Origin of the sequence: Kitasatospora sp. NPDC086801 (genome assembly GCF_044745805.1) — a bacterium.
In the GTDB taxonomy this organism is placed as follows: domain Bacteria; phylum Actinomycetota; class Actinomycetes; order Streptomycetales; family Streptomycetaceae; genus Kitasatospora.
Map to the genome: position 1 here is coordinate 123,142 of NZ_JBIVAX010000003.1, position 17,598 is coordinate 140,739.

Sequence of the window (17,598 nt, forward strand, 5' to 3'; positions counted from 1 at the left end):
GTTCCTCAGGCGTTCTGGAGCTGAAGGGGGACGTTAGTCGAGGTCGTCGCCGAAGTCGGGGCGGACGCCCTTGGCGAACTGGATCTCGTCGTTGCTGGTGCCGGCCGCGACCATCGGCCAGACCATGGCGTCCTGGTGGACGATGAAGTCGATGACGACCGGGCGGTCGTTGATCTCCATCGCCTGCTTGATGACGGCGTCCAGGTCCTCGGGGCGCTCGCAGCGCAGGCCGACGCAGCCCATCGCCTCGGCCAGCAGGACGAAGTCGGGGATCCGGGTGCCCTGGGCCGGCGGCTCGATGCCGTCGTGATCGGGGCCGGCGTGCAGCACGGTGTTGGAGTAGCGCTGGTTGTAGAACAGCGTCTGCCACTGGCGGACCATGCCGAGCGAGCCGTTGTTGATGACCGCGACCTTGATCGGGATGTCGTTCAGGGCGCAGGTGACCAGCTCCTGGTTGGTCATCTGGAAGCAGCCGTCGCCGTCGATCGCCCAGACCGCGGTGTCCGGCCGGCCGGCCTTGGCGCCCATCGCGGCCGGGACGGCGTAGCCCATGGTGCCCGCGCCGCCCGAGTTGAGCCAGGTGCCCGGCTTCTCGAACCGGATGAACTGCGAGCTCCACATCTGGTGCTGGCCGACGCCCGCGGCGTAGATCGCCTCCGGGCCGACCAGCCGGCCGATCCGCTCGATGACCTGCTGCGGGGAGAGCTGGCCGCCCGGGGCCGGCTCGTAGCCCAGCGGGTAGGTCCTCTTCCACTCGTCGAGCTTCTCCCACCACTCCGCGTAGTCGCCCTTGTGGCCGGCGTCGAACTCGGCCTGGACGGCCACGATCAGGTCGGCCAGCACCTCGCGGGCGTCGCCGACGATCGGCACGTCGGCGGGGCGGTTCTTGCCGATCTCGGCCGGGTCGATGTCCGCGTGGACGACCTTGGCGTACGGGGCGAAGCCGTCCAGCTTGCCCGTGACGCGGTCGTCGAAGCGGGCGCCGAGGGTGAAGAGCAGGTCGGCCTTCTGCAGCGCGGTGACGGCCGGGACGGAGCCGTGCATGCCGGGCATGCCCAGGTGCTGCGGGTGGCTGTCGGGGAAGGCGCCGAGTGCCATCAGGGTGGTGACCACGGGGGCGCCGGTCAGCTCGGCGAGGATCCGCAGCTCGGCGGTGGCCTGCGCCTTGAGCACGCCGCCGCCGACGTACAGCACCGGGCGCTTGGCGCCCACCAGCATCTTCGCGGCCTCGCGGATCTGCTTGGCGTGCGGCTTGGTGACCGGGCGGTAGCCGGGCAGCGCGGGATCGACCGGCCAGCGGAAGGTGGTGGTGGCCTGCAGGGCGTCCTTGGCGATGTCGACCAGGACCGGGCCGGGGCGGCCGGTGGCGGCGATGTGGAACGCCTCGGCGATCACCCGGGGGATCTCGGCGGGGTCGGTGACCAGGTAGTTGTGCTTGGTGATCGGCATCGTGATGCCGCAGATGTCCGCCTCCTGGAAGGCGTCGGTGCCGATCGCCTTGGAGGAGACCTGGCCGGTGATCGCAACCATCGGCACCGAGTCCATGTAGGCGTCGGCGATCGGGGTCACCAGGTTGGTCGCACCCGGGCCGGAGGTGGCCATGCAGACCCCGACCCGGCCGGTGGCCTGGGCGTAGCCGGTGGCGGCGTGGCCGGCGCCCTGCTCGTGCCGGACCAGGATGTGGCGCACCTTGGCCGAGTCCATCAGCGGGTCGTACGCGGGAAGGATGGCCCCGCCCGGGATGCCGAAGACGGTGTCCGCGCCCACGGCCTCCAGCGAGCGGATGAGCGACTGGGCGCCGGTCATGGTTTCGACGACGTGCTGGGGAGCGGGAGCGTGGGCGGCCGGGGTGTCCCCGCGGCGGGGGGATGCGGCGTGCTCAGTCATCTGCCTGTCTCTTCTCGGAATGTGCCGGCCCGGTGGTTGCGGGCCCCGGTGGTGCGGGGGTGGGGTCCCGGTTTCGGGCCGATCGCCGGCTCTGCCTCAATCGTCCCGCTTCCTCCCCGCGAATCGGGGCGGATCGGGCGGTTGGGGCCAGGGGTCTTGCGGTGGTGGAACAGCGTCAGTGCAACAAAAAACCCCTCGTGCCAAGGGCATGCGAGGGGTGGCGCGTCGGTCTGTCACAAGCGGGGTGTGTGAACCCGCTCAGCCGACGCGCCCGCCAAGTACGAGAATTCGGGTGCGCATGGCAACGACCCTCCTCCTGTCCGGGGGCACGTGTCAAGCAGGTGGGATGACCGTCTCGCCATGCGGACCGGGCCCTGGACCGGTCACCGCGCGGTGTTCGGGCAGGTCGGGGGCACCGTGGTGATGCACGACACGCCCCCCGCCGCCCTCCCCGCGGCCACCCGTCCGGGCCTCCGCGGCCAGGTACGCGCGCCGGGCCGAGACCGAGCCGGGCGGCCTGGGCAGCGGGTAGCCGCGGCGCACCAGCGCCCGGCGCAGCCGGGTCTCGTCCAGCGGCGGCGCGAAGGCCGAACCCTGGCCCTGTCGGCAGCCCAGCTCCTGGAGTGCGGCGACCTGGCGGGGCAGGTCCACCCCCTCGGCGCCGGTCACCAGGCCGAGGTCGCGGCCGAGCCGCAGCGCGTGGCCGGCGAGCGTGCGGCTGAGCGCGGACTCCCCGAGGTCCTGCACCAGCGTGCGGTCCAGCTTGAGCCCGTCCAGGGGCAGCCGGGCCAGTTCGCCGAGCGAGCCGCTGCCGGCGCCGTAGCCGGCCAGCACGGTGGTGACCCCGAGCCGGCGCAACGCGGCCAGCCGGCGCCCGAGTTCGTCGGCGAGCGAGTCCGGGCCCATCCTGGCCACCTCGATCACCAGCTCGCCGGCCGGCAGCCGGCTGTCGCGCAGCGCCGCGGCCACCGTCTCGTACAGGCCCGGCGAGCACAGCCGCTCGGTGGAGAGCCGGACCGCGACCGGGACGGGGGCGGGGCCGCTGCGGCTGCGGCCGGCTTGCCCACGCCGGGCGGCGGCGGCCGTCACCGCCTCCTGGACCAGCCACCGGGAGAACCGGGTGGCCGCGTCGCCGTGGTCGGCCGAGCGCAGGAACTCGGCCGGGGTGAGCAGCAGGCCGCCCGCCGAACGCCAGCGGGCCTGCGCCTCGACGCCGGTCACCGCGCCGCTGGCGAGGTCCACCACGGGCTGGTGGAGCAGGGTGAAGCCGCCCTCCCGGACGGCGGCCCGCAGCCGCTCCTCCAGTTCGGTGCGGCGCTCCAGATCGGCCCGCATCGCGGGGGTGTAGAGCACCACCCGGCCCTTGCCCTCGGACTTGGCCCGGTACATCGCGAGGTCGGCGTTGCGCATCAGCTCGTCGGTGGCCGCCCGCGGGTCGGCGGCCGGGCCGCGTTCGGGGGTGCCGAAGGCGATGCCGATGCTGGCGGCGACGCCGAGTTCGGCGCCGCCGATCCAGTACGGCTCGGAGAGCGCGACCCGCAGCCGCTCGGCGAGCTCCTGGACCTGGAGCCGGCCGAGCGGGCCGCAGACCAGTGCGGCGAACTCGTCGCCGCCGAAGCGGGCGACGGTGTCCCCGCAGCGGACGGCCCCCTGGAGCCGGCGGGCCGCCTGGACCAGCAGTTCGTCGCCGACCTGGTGGCCGGCGGTGTCGTTGACCGCCTTGAAGCCGTCCAGGTCGAGGAAGAGCACCGCGACCCCGGCGCCGGCCTCGCCCTGCTGGCCGCGGGCACCGAGGGCGGCCCGCAGCCGCTGGGCGAACAGCGCCCGGTTGGGCAGGTCGGTGAGCGGGTCGTGGAAGGCGTTGTGCTGCAACTGGGCCTGGAGTATCACGCGTTCGGTCACGTCCCGGCTGTTGAGGATCAGGCCGTCGCGGTGCCGGCTGACCGTCGACTCGACGTGCAGCCACTCGCCGCAGCCGGAGCTGATCCGGCACTCCACCCGGGCGGACGGCTCGGCGGTGCCCGGGGAGCGGTGGGCGGTGAGCCGGACCCTCGCCAGGTAGCGGCGGACCTCGGCGAGCACCCGCTCCACGTCCTCCGGGTGGACCAGGTCCAGCAGGTTGCCGCCGACCAGTTCCTCCGGGTCCCGCCCGTAGACGCCGAGCGCGGCCGGGGAGACGTAGGAGAGCACGCCGTTGGCGCCGGCGATCATGATGACGTCGCTGGAGCCCTGCACCAGGGAGCGGAAGTGCGCCTCCTTGTGGGCGAGCTCCTGGGCGAGCGACAGGTTGTCGAGCAGCATCACGCCCTGGCGCAGGATGAGCGCCAGCCCGACGGTGCAGGCGGCCGCGGCCACCACTCGGTCCAACTCCCGCCCGCCGAGGGCGTTGTAGAGGATCCCGGCGGTACAGACCGCGGCGGCCGCGTACGGGGTGAGCGCGCTGAAGGTGGTGGCCACCCGGCGGCGCGGCAGGCCGCCGGCCGAGGGGTGCTCGCGCAGCGGGCGGCGCCAGCGCGGCGACCACGGCGCCCAGGCGAGCAGCAGGCTGCCGGAGAACCAGCCGGCGTCCAGCAGTTCGCCCGAGTGGTAGCTGCTGCGCAGCTCCGGGGAGGTGAACAGGGCGTCGCACAGGACGGTGACGGCCAGCGCCACCATCGCGGTGTGCACGGCCGCCCGGTTGCCGTCCCGGCCGCCGAAGCGCAGCCCGACGACCAGGCTGACCAGCAGGATGTCCAGGACCGGGTAGGCCAGGTTGAGGGCCAGCCGCAGCGGCGAGCCGACCTCGCCGGCGGCGATCCGGCCGAGCGCCAGGCTCCAGCTGAGGGTGAACAGCGAACCGGCGATCAGCCAGCCGTCGAGCAGCAGGCAGAGCCAGCCGGCGGCCGAGCGCGGACGCTGGGCGAGCACCAGGACGCCGGTGATGGCGAGCGGGGAGAACAGCAGGAAGGCGTACTCGGCGAGCGATTCCTGCGGCAGCGGACTGCGGGCGACCAGTTCGTACCAGCCCCAGGTGCCGTTGCCGAAGGCCACCATGAGCGAGGAGAGGCCGAACAGCAGCCAGGCCGGGCGGGCGTGCCCGCCGACCGTGCAGCCGTACACCAGGCAGGACAGCGCGGCCGCGAGGGCCGCCGCGGCCAGGCCGAAGTCTCCCATGAAGATGGAGAGTTGGAAGGATCCCCAGCCGGTGGCGGCACCCAGGGCGTAGGCCAGGCAGAGCGCGCCGAGGACGAGACCGGGCAGGGTCCGGCTCTCCCTGAGCCGGCGCAGCGGGCCGCGTCGGCCGGGGGTGGGCGCAGCGGGTGCGGACGTGTCGGGTGGGGCCGCGTCGGGCGCGGACGTATCGGGCGCGGACGTGTCGGCGGGCGGCACACCCGGCCGTCCGGCCCCGGGCAGCACCGTATCGGTGGAGCTCACTCGGCCTCTCCCCCTCCGGCCCGGGGCCTGGCGCCCCGGCCACGGGCCACCGGCCGCGCGCCTCTCGGTCGTACGCGGTGGCCTGGCTCCCCGTCAGGACGGTGGCCCAGGGGGTGGGCGGCCTTCCGGTCACCGCACCGCACCGATGTTCCCGATCGGGACCCTACACCAAATCCGTCACTCAATGACACATGCACTCAACTTAGAGTAATGGTGAGGGGGTGGGGAAATGCACCCGATTCCGGCGGATCGGCCCGGTTGGCGGCGGCGCGCGGCCGGGGGCTCACGCGGCGCGCACAGGAGCACGCGACGGCGCCCGGACCCGGGCCCCCGGACCGAAGACGGTCGGGGGCCCGGGGCCGGGCGCGTGGGTCAGCGGGCGGCCTGGGCCGGATCGTCGGGGAACAGCCGCAGCCGGTGCGCCAGCGCTGCCGCCTCGCCCCGGCCGGCTACCGCGAGCTTGCCCAGGATGTTGGAGACGTGCACGCTCGCGGTCTTCGGAGAGATGTACAACTCCTCCGCGATCTGCCGGTTGCTCCAGCCGCGCGCCAGCAACCGGAGCACGTCCCGCTCACGGGGGGTGAGGCCGAACGACTCCCCGGCGGGCGGGGTCGCGGCGGGCCCGGCGGCCGGGCGCGCGGCCGCCGCCGGGATCAGCGTCAACCCGGCCCGGTCAGCCAGGCCCGCGATCTCCGCCAGCAGCGGGCGGTCGCCCCGGACGGTGGCCATCTCCCGCGCCTCGCGCAGCAGTTCGGTCCCGGCCTCGCGCCGCCCGGCCAGCACCTCGGCCTCGCCGGCCCGCAGCAGGGCGACCGCCAGCGGGTACGGCAGTCCGATCGGCCGCAGTGCGGCGACCGCGGCGGCCCACTGCTCCGGGGTGTCGACGGCCTCGGCGCGGGCCAGTTCGCCCTCCAGTAGCCGGGCCCAGCCGTGGTGCATCGGCGCCCGCGGCCGCAGCCGGGCCGCCCGCCCCGCGATCGCGGCCAGCACCTCGGCGCGGCCCGCCGCGGCCTCCGGCAGGCCCCGGCTGTCCGCCTCCACCGTGGCGGCCTCGACCAGCAACGGGTACACGTCGGACTCGTGGCCGAGCCGCCCCTCCTCCGCCAGCGCGGCGAGCAGTTCCTCCCGGGCCTCCAGCGGCCGCCCGGCGAGCGCGGCGATCCGCACCGCCAGCCGGCTGATCGGCACGCTGTGCTGGAGCTGGCCGACCCGGTTGGCCGACCGGGCCTGCGCCAGCATGGTCGCCGCGCCGGCCAGGTCCCCGCGCAGCAGGGCGAGGTCGCCGCGCATCCGGTCCAGGAACTCCGCGTGGGTGCCGGTCAGGCTGGTCAGCTCGCAGGCGTCGAGCACCTCGGCGGCCTCCCGGACCCGCCCCAGGTCGGTCAGCGCCTCGGCCAGGTTGCCGGTCAGGATGGTGCCGATGTTGCGCAGCAGGCCGTTGCCGTCCGCGTAGACCAGGCCCTCGCGGGCCAGCACCACCGCCTCCTCGGCCCGGCCCACCCCGCGGTGCATGCTGGCCAGGTTGTTGACGCCGCGCAGCAGCAGGTCCGGCACGCCCAGCCGGCGGGCCGCCTCGACCGCCCCGGCCAGTTCGGCCAGCCCGCCCTCGGCGTCGCCGTGCACGTCGTAGCGCAGGCCGCCGAGCGTCATCCGGGCGTGCACCTCGACGGAGTGCGCGCCGACCTCCTGGGCGATCCGGATCGCCCGCTCGGCGAGCTCGATGTGCTCGGGGCCCGGCTTCTTGAGCATCGCCACCCCGGCGCCGAGCGCGAACACCTCGGCCTGGACGGCGGACGGCGGCAGGTGGTCGACCAGCCGGTGCGCGTGCAGGATCTCCTCGTCGTCGCCGGAGCGGCGCAGATTGCCCAGCATCCGGGCCCGGTTGATCCGGAACCAGGCCGCGCGCACCGGGTGCACCGCCTCGTCGACCAGCCGCAGCCCCCGCCTGGCGAGGCTCAGGCCTCGCTCGCGGTCGCCGCAGCGCCGGGCCGCGACCACCGCCTCGGCCAGCACGTCGACCAGCTGGATCCGGTCGCAGTCCTTGTCGGCGGTGCTGTGGTCGCACGAGCCGGGCGGGTAGGTCTCGGCCCAGTCGTACGGGCGCAGGGTGTGCGCCAGCACCTCCTCGGAGACCATGTCCCACAGCTCCAGGGCCCGTTCCAGCATGCCCAGTTGCTCGGCGAAGGCGTTGCGGCGGCGGGCCGCGCGGGCGGCGTCCAGGGCGGTCGGCAGGGCGCGGGCCGGGTCGTGCGCGTGGTACCAGTAGTTGGCCAGCCGGGCGGGCAGGGCGTCACAGGAGACCAGGTGCGGCTGCGCCTCCACGGCGAGCGCGAACTTGCGGTTGATCCGGTGCCGTTCGCCGGGCAGCAGGTCGTCCGAGACCGCCTCGCGGACCAGCGCGTGCCGGAAGCGGTAGCCCTCGCCCTCGCCGTCCGGGCGCAGGATGTTGGCGCCGACGGCCGCCCGCAGCGCCTCGATCAGCGCCTCCTCGTCGTCGTCCAGGACGGCCGCCAGCAGGGCGTGCTCGACGTGCGAGCCGCCCTCGGCGGCGATCCGCACGACCCGCTGGGCCTCCTCGTCCAGGCTCTCCACCCGGACCAGCAGGATGTCGCGCAGCGAGTCGGTGAGCCCGGCGCCGCAGCCGTCCTCGAAGGCGGTGGCCAGTTCCTCGACGAAGAACGGGTTCCCCTCGGAGCGGCGGTGGATGCGGTCCACCAGCTTCCGGTCGGGGTCGGCGGTGCCGAGGATGCCGGCCAGCTGGGCGGCGACCTCGCCGCGGCCGAACCGCTCCAGCTCCAGCCGCTGGACGGTGCGCAGCCGTTCGAGCTCGGCCAGGAAGGGGCGCAGCGGGTGGCGGCGGTGCAGGTCGTCGGAGCGGTAGGTGGCGACCAGCAGCACCCGGGACCGGTGCAGGGTGCGGACCAGGAAGGCGAGCAGTTCGCGGGTGGAGCGGTCGGACCAGTGCAGGTCCTCGACGGCGAACACGAGGGTACGCTCCGCGCCGAGCCGTTCGAACAGCCTCGCGGTGTGCTCGAACAGCCGGGCCCGGCCGTACTCGTCGTTGGGTTCGCCGTCGGCCTCGCCGAACTCGGGCAGCAGCCGGGCCAGGTGCCCCTCGCTGCCGGCCGCCGCGGCCTCCAGTTCGGCGCCCAGCGAGCGGTGCAGCCGGCGCAGCGCCGCGGCCAGCGGGGCGTACGGCAGGCCCTCGGCGCCGATCTCCAGACAGCCGCCGAGCGTGGTAACCGCTCCCCCGTCGGCGGCCCGCTGCAGGAACTCCTCCAGCAGCCGGGTCTTGCCGACGCCCGCCTCGCCGCCGATCAGCACGGCCTGCGGGCTGCCGGACCCGGCCCGGCGCAGCGCGTCGGTCAGTTCGGTGATCTCGCTGCCGCGGCCGACGAAGACGGGACTCACCGATATCTGCTGCATGGAGGCGAGCATGCCATAGCCGGAGGTGGCGGGCCGAGGGGTTATCTCCCCTGGCGAACGCCCGGAGGGGGAGGCGCTCACCTGCCGCGCCTCCCCCTCCGGAACTCCCTCGGCACCGTCGTGGTGCCGGACCGTCAGCATTCGCGCTGGCGCGCGGGGCGCCGCTGGAAGCGGGCGGCCACCGGACGCTGCCGCAGGCGGCGCCCCTCCTTGGCCTCCCGGACCAGGCGCTGGTGCTCGGCGCGGGCGGCAAGCTCGTGGGCCTGCTGCTGGATGAGCTCGTACTCGATCACTTTCGGTTCCCCCTGCGGGTTTCACTGCGTTTCGCTGTCGAGTAAGAGCTTCCTCTCCCAGCGGGGGGTGCCGCATCGGAAGCCCTACCGATCTTCCGGGCCCCGGATGCCTTAGATCGGGGCCCAGGGGACGACAAAGGCCCGGCCTTACCTCGATTTAGAGGTGAGACCGGGCCTTAGGCCTTACTTAGGGGGCCTTAGATGCCTTAGGCGCCTTAGGACCTCAGGCGGAAACGCCCAGCCGCTCCAGGATCAGGTCCTTGACGCGGGCCGCGTCGGCCTGGCCCCGGGTGGCCTTCATGACCGCACCGACCAGCGCGCCGACCGCCGCGACCTTGCCGTCGCGGATCTTGGCGGCGATCGCCTCGTTCTCGGCGATGGCCTGGTCGACGGCCGCACCGAGCGCGGAGTCGTCCGAGACGACGGCCAGGCCGCGCTTCTCGACGACCTCGTCCGGCTCGCCCTCGCCGGCCAGCACGGCCTCGATGACCTGGCGGGCCAGCTTGTCGTTCAGCTTGCCCTCGGCGACCAGCGCGGTGACCCGGGCGACCTGCGCCGGGGTGATCGGCTGCTCGCTCAGCTCGGTGCCGGTCTCGTTGGCCCGGCGGGCCAGCTCGCCCATCCACCACTTGCGGGCCTGGTCGGCCGGGGCACCGGCGGCGATGGTCTCCTGGATCGGCTCGACGGCGCCGGCGTTCAGCACCGACTGCATGTCCTGGTCGGACAGGCCCCACTCGGCCTGCAGCCGGGCCCGGCGCACCCGCGGCAGCTCGGGCAGGCCGGCGCGCAGCTCCTCGACCCACGCGCGGGCGGGGGCGATCGGCACCAGGTCCGGCTCGGGGAAGTAGCGGTAGTCCTCGGCGTTGTCCTTGATCCGGCCCGAGGTGGTGCTGCCGTCCTCCTCGTGGAAGTGCCGGGTCTCCTGGATGATCGTGCCGCCGTCGGTCAGCACGGTGGCGTGCCGCTGGATCTCGAACCGGGCGGCCCGCTCCACGCTGCGCAGCGAGTTGACGTTCTTGGTCTCCGAGCGGGTGCCGAAGGTCTCGGTGCCGTTCGGGCGCAGCGACAGGTTGACGTCGCAGCGCATCTGCCCCTTGTCCATCCGGGCCTCGGAGACGCCCAGCGCCTTGATCAGCTCGCGCAGCTCGGCGACGTACGCCTTGGCGACCTCGGGGGCGCGCTCGCCGGCGCCCTCGATCGGCTTGGTGACGATCTCGATCAGCGGGATGCCGGCCCGGTTGTAGTCGAGCAGCGAGTGGGTGGCGCCGTGGATCCGGCCGGTGGCGCCGCCGACGTGGCTGGACTTGCCGGTGTCCTCCTCCATGTGGGCGCGCTCGATCTCCACGCGGAAGGTCGAGCCGTCCTCCAACTGCACGTCCAGGTAGCCGTTGAAGGCGATCGGCTCGTCGTACTGCGAGGTCTGGAAGTTCTTGGGCATGTCCGGGTAGAAGTAGTTCTTCCGCGCGAACCGGCACCACTCGGCGATCTCGCAGTTCAGCGCCAGGCCGATCTTGACGGCCGACTCCACGCCGATCGCGTTGACCACCGGCAGCGAGCCGGGCAGGCCCAGGCAGGTCGGGCAGGTCTGGCTGTTCGGCTCGGCACCCAGCTCGGTCGAGCAACCGCAGAACATCTTGGTCTTGGTGCCCAGCTCGACGTGGACCTCAAGGCCCATCACCGGGTCGTACGACGCGAGAGCGTCCTCGTAGGAGACCAGGTTCATGACGCTCACAGCGTCCCCTTCACTAAAAGACTTGGGAGGTACGGGCCCGGCCGCCGCTCGCGCGGGGCCGGGCCGGGGCGCTCAGCTCAGCCCAGCAGGACGTCGTCGGAGCCGAGCTGGCGCAGCTCGCGCACCAGCAGGGCGGTACCGGTGATCAGCGCGGCGGCGCCGACCAGGGCGTTGACCAGCTTGAGGGTGTCGCTCTCCTCGCGGGCCTTCCGGACGTCCTTGACGACCGAGACCGCGCCGAAGGCGCTGGTGCCGATGGACAGCCAGAGGCCGGGCTTGCTGTGCTTGAAGCCCTTGAGGGACGACGAGGCCTTGGACGACGGGGCCTTGACGGACGACGGGGCCTTGAGGGAAGACGGGGCCTTCGCCTTGTCGATCTTGCTCACAGTGCCGGTGCCTCCTCCAGCAGGGTGTGCCCCCACTTGTCGTTGAGTGCGGCCTCGACGGCGCCGCCCACCCGGTACAGGCGGTCGTCCGCCATCGCGGGTGCGATGATCTGCAGGCCGACCGGGAGATTGTCCTCCGGGGCCAGACCGCAGGGCAGCGACATGGCCGCGTTGCCCGCGAGGTTCGACGGAATCGTGCAGAGGTCGGCCAGGTACATCGCCATCGGGTCGTCGGCGCGCTCGCCGATCGGGAAGGCGGTGGTCGGCGTGGTCGGCGAGACCAGCACGTCCACGCCCGCGAAGGCGGCGTCGAAGTCCCGCGAGATCAGGGTGCGGACCTTCTGGGCCGAGCCGTAGTAGGCGTCGTAGTAGCCCGAGGAGAGGGCGTAGGTGCCGAGGATGATGCGGCGCTTGACCTCGGGGCCGAAGCCGGCCTCGCGGGTCAGGGCGGTGACCTCCTCGGCCGAGCGGGAGCCGTCGTCGCCGACCCGCAGGCCGTAACGCATCGCGTCGAAGCGGGCCAGGTTGGAGGAGCACTCGCTGGGCGCGATCAGGTAGTACGCCGGCAGCGCCAGGGTGAAGGACGGGCAGGAGACCTCGACGACCTCGGCGCCCAGCTCGCGCAGCAGCTCCACCGACTCGTTGAAGCGCTGCATCACGCCGGCCTGGTAGCCCTCGCCGGCGAACTCCTTGACCACGCCGATCCGCATGCCGCGCACGTCGCGCAGCTTCGCGGCCTCGACCACGGCCGGGACGGGCGCGTCGATCGAGGTGGAGTCCAGCGGGTCGTGCCCGGCGATGGCCTCGTGCAGCAGCGCCGTGTCCAGCACGGTGCGGGCGCACGGGCCGCCCTGGTCCAGCGAGGACGAGAAGGCGACCAGGCCGTAGCGGGAGACCGAGCCGTAGGTCGGCTTGACGCCCACGGTGCCGGTGACGGCGCCGGGCTGGCGGATCGAGCCGCCGGTGTCGGTGCCGATCGCCAGCGGGGCCTCGAAGGCGGCCAGCGCGGCGGCCGAGCCGCCGCCGGAGCCGCCGGGGATGCGGGAGAGGTCCCACGGGTTGCCGGTCGGGCCGTAGGCGGAGTTCTCGGTGGAGGAGCCCATCGCGAACTCGTCCATGTTGGTCTTGCCGAGGATGACCACGCCGGCGTCCTTGAGACGCGTGGTCAGCGTGGCGTCGTACGGCGGGATCCAGCCTTCGAGGATCTTGGAGCCGCAGGTGGTCGGCACGCCCTTGGTGGTGAAGACGTCCTTCAGCGCGAGCGGGACGCCGGCCAGCGGGCCCAGCTCCTCGCCCTTGGCGCGCTTCTCGTCGACGGCCCTGGCGGCGTTCAGCGCGCCCTCGGTGTCGACGTGCAGGAAGGCGTTGACCTTCTTGTCGACGGCGCCGATGCGGTCCAGGTGCGCCTGCGCCACCTCGACGGCGGACACCTCGCCCTTGGCGATGGCGGAGGCCGTCTCAGCGGCGGTGTACTTGATCAGCTCGGTCATCTCGGTCAGTCCTCCCCGAGGATCTGCGGCACACGGAAACGCTGCTCCTCGGCGGCGGGGGCGCCGGACAGCGCCTGCTCCGGGGTGAGCGACGGCCGCACCTCGTCCGCGCGCATGACGTTGGTCAGCGGGAGCGGGTGGGAGGTCGGCGGGACGTCCTGTCCGGCGACCTCGGAAACGCGGGCGACCGCGCCGATGATCACGTCGAGCTGCTCGGCGAAGTGGTCCAGCTCTTCGGGCTTCAGCTCAAGACGCGACAGCCGGGCGAGGTGGGCGACCTCCTCGCGCGTGATGCCAGGCATGCAGCGATCCTCAGGGTGAGTTCTGGTGAGACCCGGCGCCGCGCGCAGGCGGTGCCGGGCCCGGGCAGGAGCAACCGGTCCGGTGCTCCGTCCTCGTGGTCTTTGGACCCCATCCTATGGGGCCCGGCCCGGCCACCGGCCAACGAGTGAACCTGCGCGCCCGTTACTGCGGCCTGGTACGGGCCCAACTCTGCGTGCCCGGCGCCTTGATCTCGATCTGCGCGGCCGGCACGGGCTGCGGCGCGGGCACGGCCTGGACCGCCTGAACGGCCTGGACCGCCTGGACCGCCTGAACGGCCTGAACGGCCTGAACGGCCTGCGGGAGGGTCGGGGGCAGCGGCGGGAGGGTCGGGGGCATGGCCTGCTGGACGACCGGCTGGACGACCTGCGGCAGCAGCGACTGGCCCTGCCGGGCCTGGCCCCCCTGCACCGCGTGGAGGGCCGGCGGCAGCCGGCCCGGCGGGGCGACCAGCCGTTCCACCGGCGGGGCGCCGGTGCGGTGCACCCGCAGCCAGGCGGTGGCCTGCTCGGCCGGCAGCGCGGCCGACACCAGCCAGCCCTGGACGGCGTCCACGCCCATGCAGTGCAGCCGCTCCCAGGTCTCGTCGTCCTCGACGCCCTCGGCGACCACCGTCAGGCCCAGCGAGTGGGCGAGCTCCACCGAGCAGCGCACCACCGCCGCGTCGTGGTCGTCGGCGACCATCCGGGAGACGAAGGAGCGGTCGATCTTCAGCTCGCCGACCGGCAGGCTGCGCAGCCGCACCAACGAGGAGTGGCCGGTGCCGAAGTCGTCCAGGGACATCCCGACGCCGTAGCCGCGCAGTTCGGCGAGGGTGTCGGCGGCCCGGCGGGAGTCGTCCAGCAGCAGCCGCTCGGTGATCTCCAGCTGGAGCGCGTGGGCCGGCACCTGGTGGCGGACGAGGTGTCCGGCGACGCGCTGGGCGAAACCGGGGTTGAGCACGTCGCGCGGGGACACGTTGACCGCGACCTGCACCTGGAGGCCCTGGTCCCGCCAGTAGGCGAGCTGCCCGACGGCGGCCTCCAGCACGTAGTCGGTGAGCCGGGGCATCAGGCCGCTGGACTCGGCGAGCCCGACGAACTCGTCCGGCGGGACCCGGCCCTGGCCGGGGCGATCCCAGCGCAGCAGCGCCTCCAGCCCGACCACCCGGCCGTCGAAGGCCACCTTGGGCTGGTAGTGCAGCTGCACCTCACCGGTCTCCAGGGCCCGCCGCAGATCGCCGAGCAGCCCTATCCGGTACGGCGTGTCGGCGTCCTGGGTCTCGTCGTACTGCGCGACGCCGCTGCAACCGCGCTGGGCGTGGCCCATCGCCACGTCGGCGCGGCGCAGCAGCGCCTCGGCGTCCTGGGCGTGCTGCGGGTAGACGCAGACGCCGGCGCTGGCCTCCAGCACGAGCAGCAGCCCGTCCAGCCGGATCGGCGCGGCGAGTTCGGCGATCAGCGCCTTGGCGACCCGCTCCAGGCTGTCCGGGCAGTTGATGCCGGGCAGCAGCACGGCGAACTCGTCGCCGCCCATCCGGGCCACCATCGGGCGGCCGCGCCGGTAGTGCCGGGGCAGGCCGGCGAAGACGTCGTCGATGGACTCCCGGGTGGCGCTGCCGGCCGGGCCGCCGGAGCGCAGCGCCCGGTGCAGCCGACGGGCGATGTGCACCAGCAGCCGGTCGCCGGCGGTGTGGCCGAGGGTGTCGTTGAGCGATCGGAAACGATCGAGATCGAGCAGGATGAGACCGACGCTGTAGCCGTCCGCACGCTCCGCGATCGCCTCCTGGGCAGCCATCAGTAGGGCCTGACGGTTGGGCAGATCCGTCAGCGGGTCGGTCAGCTGGTCGCGGGCGCGGTCGCGGGCGATCCGCCAGGCGGCGACCAGCACCGCCAGCGGCACCGCGAACAGCGGCAGCAGTTCGGGTTCGTACCGGTAGACCAGGACGGCCAGCGGGATGAGCGGCGCGGCACCGGCCAGCAGCACGCCGAGCAGCAGGACCGCACCTGCCACCCCCTGCGGCGGGCGTGTGGGCGCACCGCCGGTCGTACGATCCATAAGCCCTGTCCTCCGTCGGGCCCGCCCCGTCAGGCCGCCTTACGGTGAGGCACCGTGCCGGTACCGACAGCTGCCGGGCATGGAGCGACCCCGCGGAGCACCGGCTCAGCCGGTGCCCCCACCCCTGCTGACACTCTGTTGCGCTCCAGGGTATGCCGGGGTCCACCCGGTGGGCAGACTTTCGGACAACCGGAAACGCGCCACCGCGCCCGGGTGTCGCACAGTGACACAATGCCCGCTTTCACGGCGCGACACCCGGTGACGTTGCATCAGGACGATAACAAGACGGGTTCGGTCACGCTCCGCTCGGGTCGGCCTCCGGGGCGGCTTCGGCAGGAGCCTCCCCGACCTCGGGCAGGCCCAGGTGGGCGCGGGCCGCGGCCGCTCCGTCGGCGAGCAGCACCGCGAAGCCGGCGTCGTCCAGGACCGGCAGACCCAGCTGAACGGCCTTGTCGTACTTGGACCCGGGATTGTCACCGGCGACGACAAAATCGGTCTTCTTCGATACCGAACCGGTCACCTTCGCACCGCGCGAGGTCAGCGCCTCCTTGGCCCCGTCCCGGGTGTGCCCGGCCAGAGTCCCGGTGACGACGACGGTCAGGCCCTCCAGCGGGCGCTCCGCCTCCTCCTCCTCGGCGGGCTCCTCGGTGAAACGGACGCCGGCCGCGCGCCACTTCTCCAGGATGTCGCGGTGCCACTCCTCCTGGTACCACTCGACGACGGAACGGGCGATGATCGGCCCGACCCCCTCGACGGCGGCCAGCTCCTCCTCGGTGGCCGAGAAGATCCGGTCGAGGTCCCGGAACTCCCGCGCCAGCTCCTGCGCCGCGACCGGCCCGACGTGCCGGATCGAGAGGCCGTTGAGGAACCGCCACAGCGGGCGCTCCTTCACCCTCTCCAGGTTCTCCAGCAGCACGCTCGCCGTCTTCTTGGGCTCGCCCTTCTGGTTCGCGAAGAAGGTGGCCTTCTTCTCCTCGCCGGTGCGGTCGTCCAGCTTGGGCATGCCCGTCTTCTGGTCGCGGACCAGCACCTCGATCGGCAGCAGTTGCTCCATCGTCAGCCCGAAGATGTCGCCCTCGTCCTTCACCGGCGCCTCGGCCGGCTCCAGCGGCTGGGTCAGCGCGGTGGCCGCGACATAGCCCAGGCCCTCGATGTCCAGCGAGGAACGGCCGCCCAGGAAGGCGATCCGCTCGCGGATCTGCGCCGGGCAGAACTGCGCGTTGGGGCAGCGCAGGTCGATGTCACCCTCCGACATCGGGCGCAGCTCGGCCCCGCACTCGTGGCAGTGCGAGGGCATCACGAACTCCTGCTCGGTGCCGTCCCGCAGGCTCTCCACCGGGCCGAGGATCTCCGGGATGACGTCACCGGCCTTGCGCAGCACGATGGTGTCGCCGAGCAGCACGCCCTTGGCCTTGACGATCTGCTGGTTGTGCAGCGTCGCGTACTGCACCATCGAGCCGGCCACTTTCACCGGCTCGGCCAGCACCGCGTACGGGGTGGCCCGGCCGGTGCGGCCGATCCCGACCTTGATCGCGGCCAGCTTGCCGGTGACCTCCTCCGGCGGGTACTTCCAGGCGATCGCCCAGCGCGGGGACTTGGAGGTGGAGCCGAGCCGGCCCTGTAGGGCGATCTCGTCCACCTTGACCACGACGCCGTCGATCTCGTGCTCGACCGAGTGCCGCTGCTCACCGAAGTGCTTGATGAACGCCCGCACCTCGTCGAGCGTCCCGACCACCTCGTTGTGCCGGGCCGTCGGCAGGCCCCACGCGCGCAGCAGGTCGTAGGCGTGCGACTGGCAGTCGATGTCGAAGCCGACCCGGGCGCCGATGCCGTGCACCACCATGTGCAGCGGACGCGACGCGGTGACCAGCGGGTCCTTCTGGCGCAGCGAACCGGCGGCGGCGTTGCGCGGGTTGGCGAACAGGTGGAGCAGCGCCTGCGGACGCTTGCCCTCCCTGGCGCGCTCCTCGTTCTCCGCCCGGCGGCGCTCGTTCTCCGCCGCCAGCGAGGCGTTCAGCTCCTCGAAGGCCTCGGTGGGCAGGTAGACCTCGCCGCGGATCTCGACCAGCTCGGGCAGGTCGTCGCCCTTGAGCTGCTGCGGGATCTCCTTGATGGTGCGGACGTTGGCGGTGATGTCCTCGCCGACCCGGCCGGTGCCCCGGGTCGCGGCGAGGACCAACTGGCCGCGCTCGTAGGTGAGGTTGACCGCCAGGCCGTCCACCTTGAGCTCGCACAGGTAGTGGTAGTCGATGCCGTCCAGCTCGCGGGCGACCCGGTCCGCCCAGGCCGCCAGCTCCTCGTCGTCCATGGCGTTGTCGAGGCTGAGCAGCCGCTCGCGGTGCTCGACCTTGGTGAAGCCTTCCGCGACGTCGCCGCCGACCTCCTGCGTCGGCGAGTCCGGCGTCACCAGGGCCGGGTGCGCGGCCTCGATCGCCTCCAGCTCGCGCATCAGGACGTCGAACTCGGCGTCGCTGACGACCGGGGCGTCCTGCTCGTAGTACCGGGCGCGGTGCTCGGTGATCTCCACGGCCAGCTCGGCGTGCCGCCTGCGCACCTCCGCAGGGACGTCCTCCCAGCCCTCGACAGCCACCACCGCAAGCCCTCCTACGTTC

The 17,598-nt window shown here is 73.3% G+C and carries 9 protein-coding genes and 1 pseudogene; all 10 read right to left on the reverse strand.

Going from position 1 to position 17,598, the window contains the following annotated elements; genetic code table 11:
• Positions 1–33: 33 nt before the first annotated feature.
• Entirely contained in the window at positions 34–1,887 is a 1,854-nt protein-coding gene (locus ACIPLC_RS05755) for an acetolactate synthase large subunit (protein WP_400471408.1), read from the reverse strand.
• Positions 1,888–2,220: 333 nt separating this feature from the next.
• On the reverse strand, positions 2,221–5,154 hold the full coding sequence (locus ACIPLC_RS05760) for a putative bifunctional diguanylate cyclase/phosphodiesterase (protein WP_400471781.1): 2,934 nt from the start codon (positions 5,152–5,154) through the stop codon (positions 2,221–2,223).
• Between the two features lie 519 nt (positions 5,155–5,673).
• The gene (locus tag ACIPLC_RS05765; protein ID WP_400471410.1) at positions 5,674–8,727 is read right to left on the reverse strand and encodes an AAA family ATPase; all 3,054 of its coding nucleotides are present in this window, start codon (positions 8,725–8,727) and stop codon (positions 5,674–5,676) included.
• Positions 8,728–8,861: 134 nt separating this feature from the next.
• Positions 8,862–9,020 carry a hypothetical protein gene (locus ACIPLC_RS05770; RefSeq protein WP_400471412.1) on the reverse strand — a complete coding sequence of 53 codons (159 nt, stop codon included), beginning with the start codon at positions 9,018–9,020 and terminating at the stop codon, positions 8,862–8,864.
• A 223-nt stretch (positions 9,021–9,243) separates the two neighbouring features.
• The gene (gene gatB / locus ACIPLC_RS05775; protein WP_400471414.1) at positions 9,244–10,752 is read right to left on the reverse strand and encodes an Asp-tRNA(Asn)/Glu-tRNA(Gln) amidotransferase subunit GatB; all 1,509 of its coding nucleotides are present in this window, start codon (positions 10,750–10,752) and stop codon (positions 9,244–9,246) included.
• Positions 10,753–10,829: 77 nt separating this feature from the next.
• Complete coding sequence (locus ACIPLC_RS05780) at positions 10,830–11,015, reverse strand: hypothetical protein (RefSeq protein ID WP_400471783.1); 186 nt, start codon at positions 11,013–11,015, stop codon at positions 10,830–10,832.
• Between the two features lie 119 nt (positions 11,016–11,134).
• Positions 11,135–12,628 carry an Asp-tRNA(Asn)/Glu-tRNA(Gln) amidotransferase subunit GatA gene (gene gatA, locus ACIPLC_RS05785; protein WP_400471415.1) on the reverse strand — a complete coding sequence of 498 codons (1,494 nt, stop codon included), beginning with the start codon at positions 12,626–12,628 and terminating at the stop codon, positions 11,135–11,137.
• A 5-nt stretch (positions 12,629–12,633) separates the two neighbouring features.
• The gene (gatC, locus tag ACIPLC_RS05790) at positions 12,634–12,930 is read right to left on the reverse strand and encodes an Asp-tRNA(Asn)/Glu-tRNA(Gln) amidotransferase subunit GatC (protein ID WP_030057414.1); all 297 of its coding nucleotides are present in this window, start codon (positions 12,928–12,930) and stop codon (positions 12,634–12,636) included.
• A 505-nt stretch (positions 12,931–13,435) separates the two neighbouring features.
• Positions 13,436–14,923: pseudogene (locus ACIPLC_RS05795) on the reverse strand (putative bifunctional diguanylate cyclase/phosphodiesterase); the annotation flags it as partial.
• 358 nt (positions 14,924–15,281) lie between these two features.
• Positions 15,282–17,579 (reverse strand): NAD-dependent DNA ligase LigA, encoded by a 2,298-nt coding sequence (gene ligA / locus ACIPLC_RS05800; RefSeq protein WP_400471417.1) that lies wholly within the window; start codon positions 17,577–17,579, stop codon positions 15,282–15,284.
• Positions 17,580–17,598 lie beyond the last annotated feature (19 nt).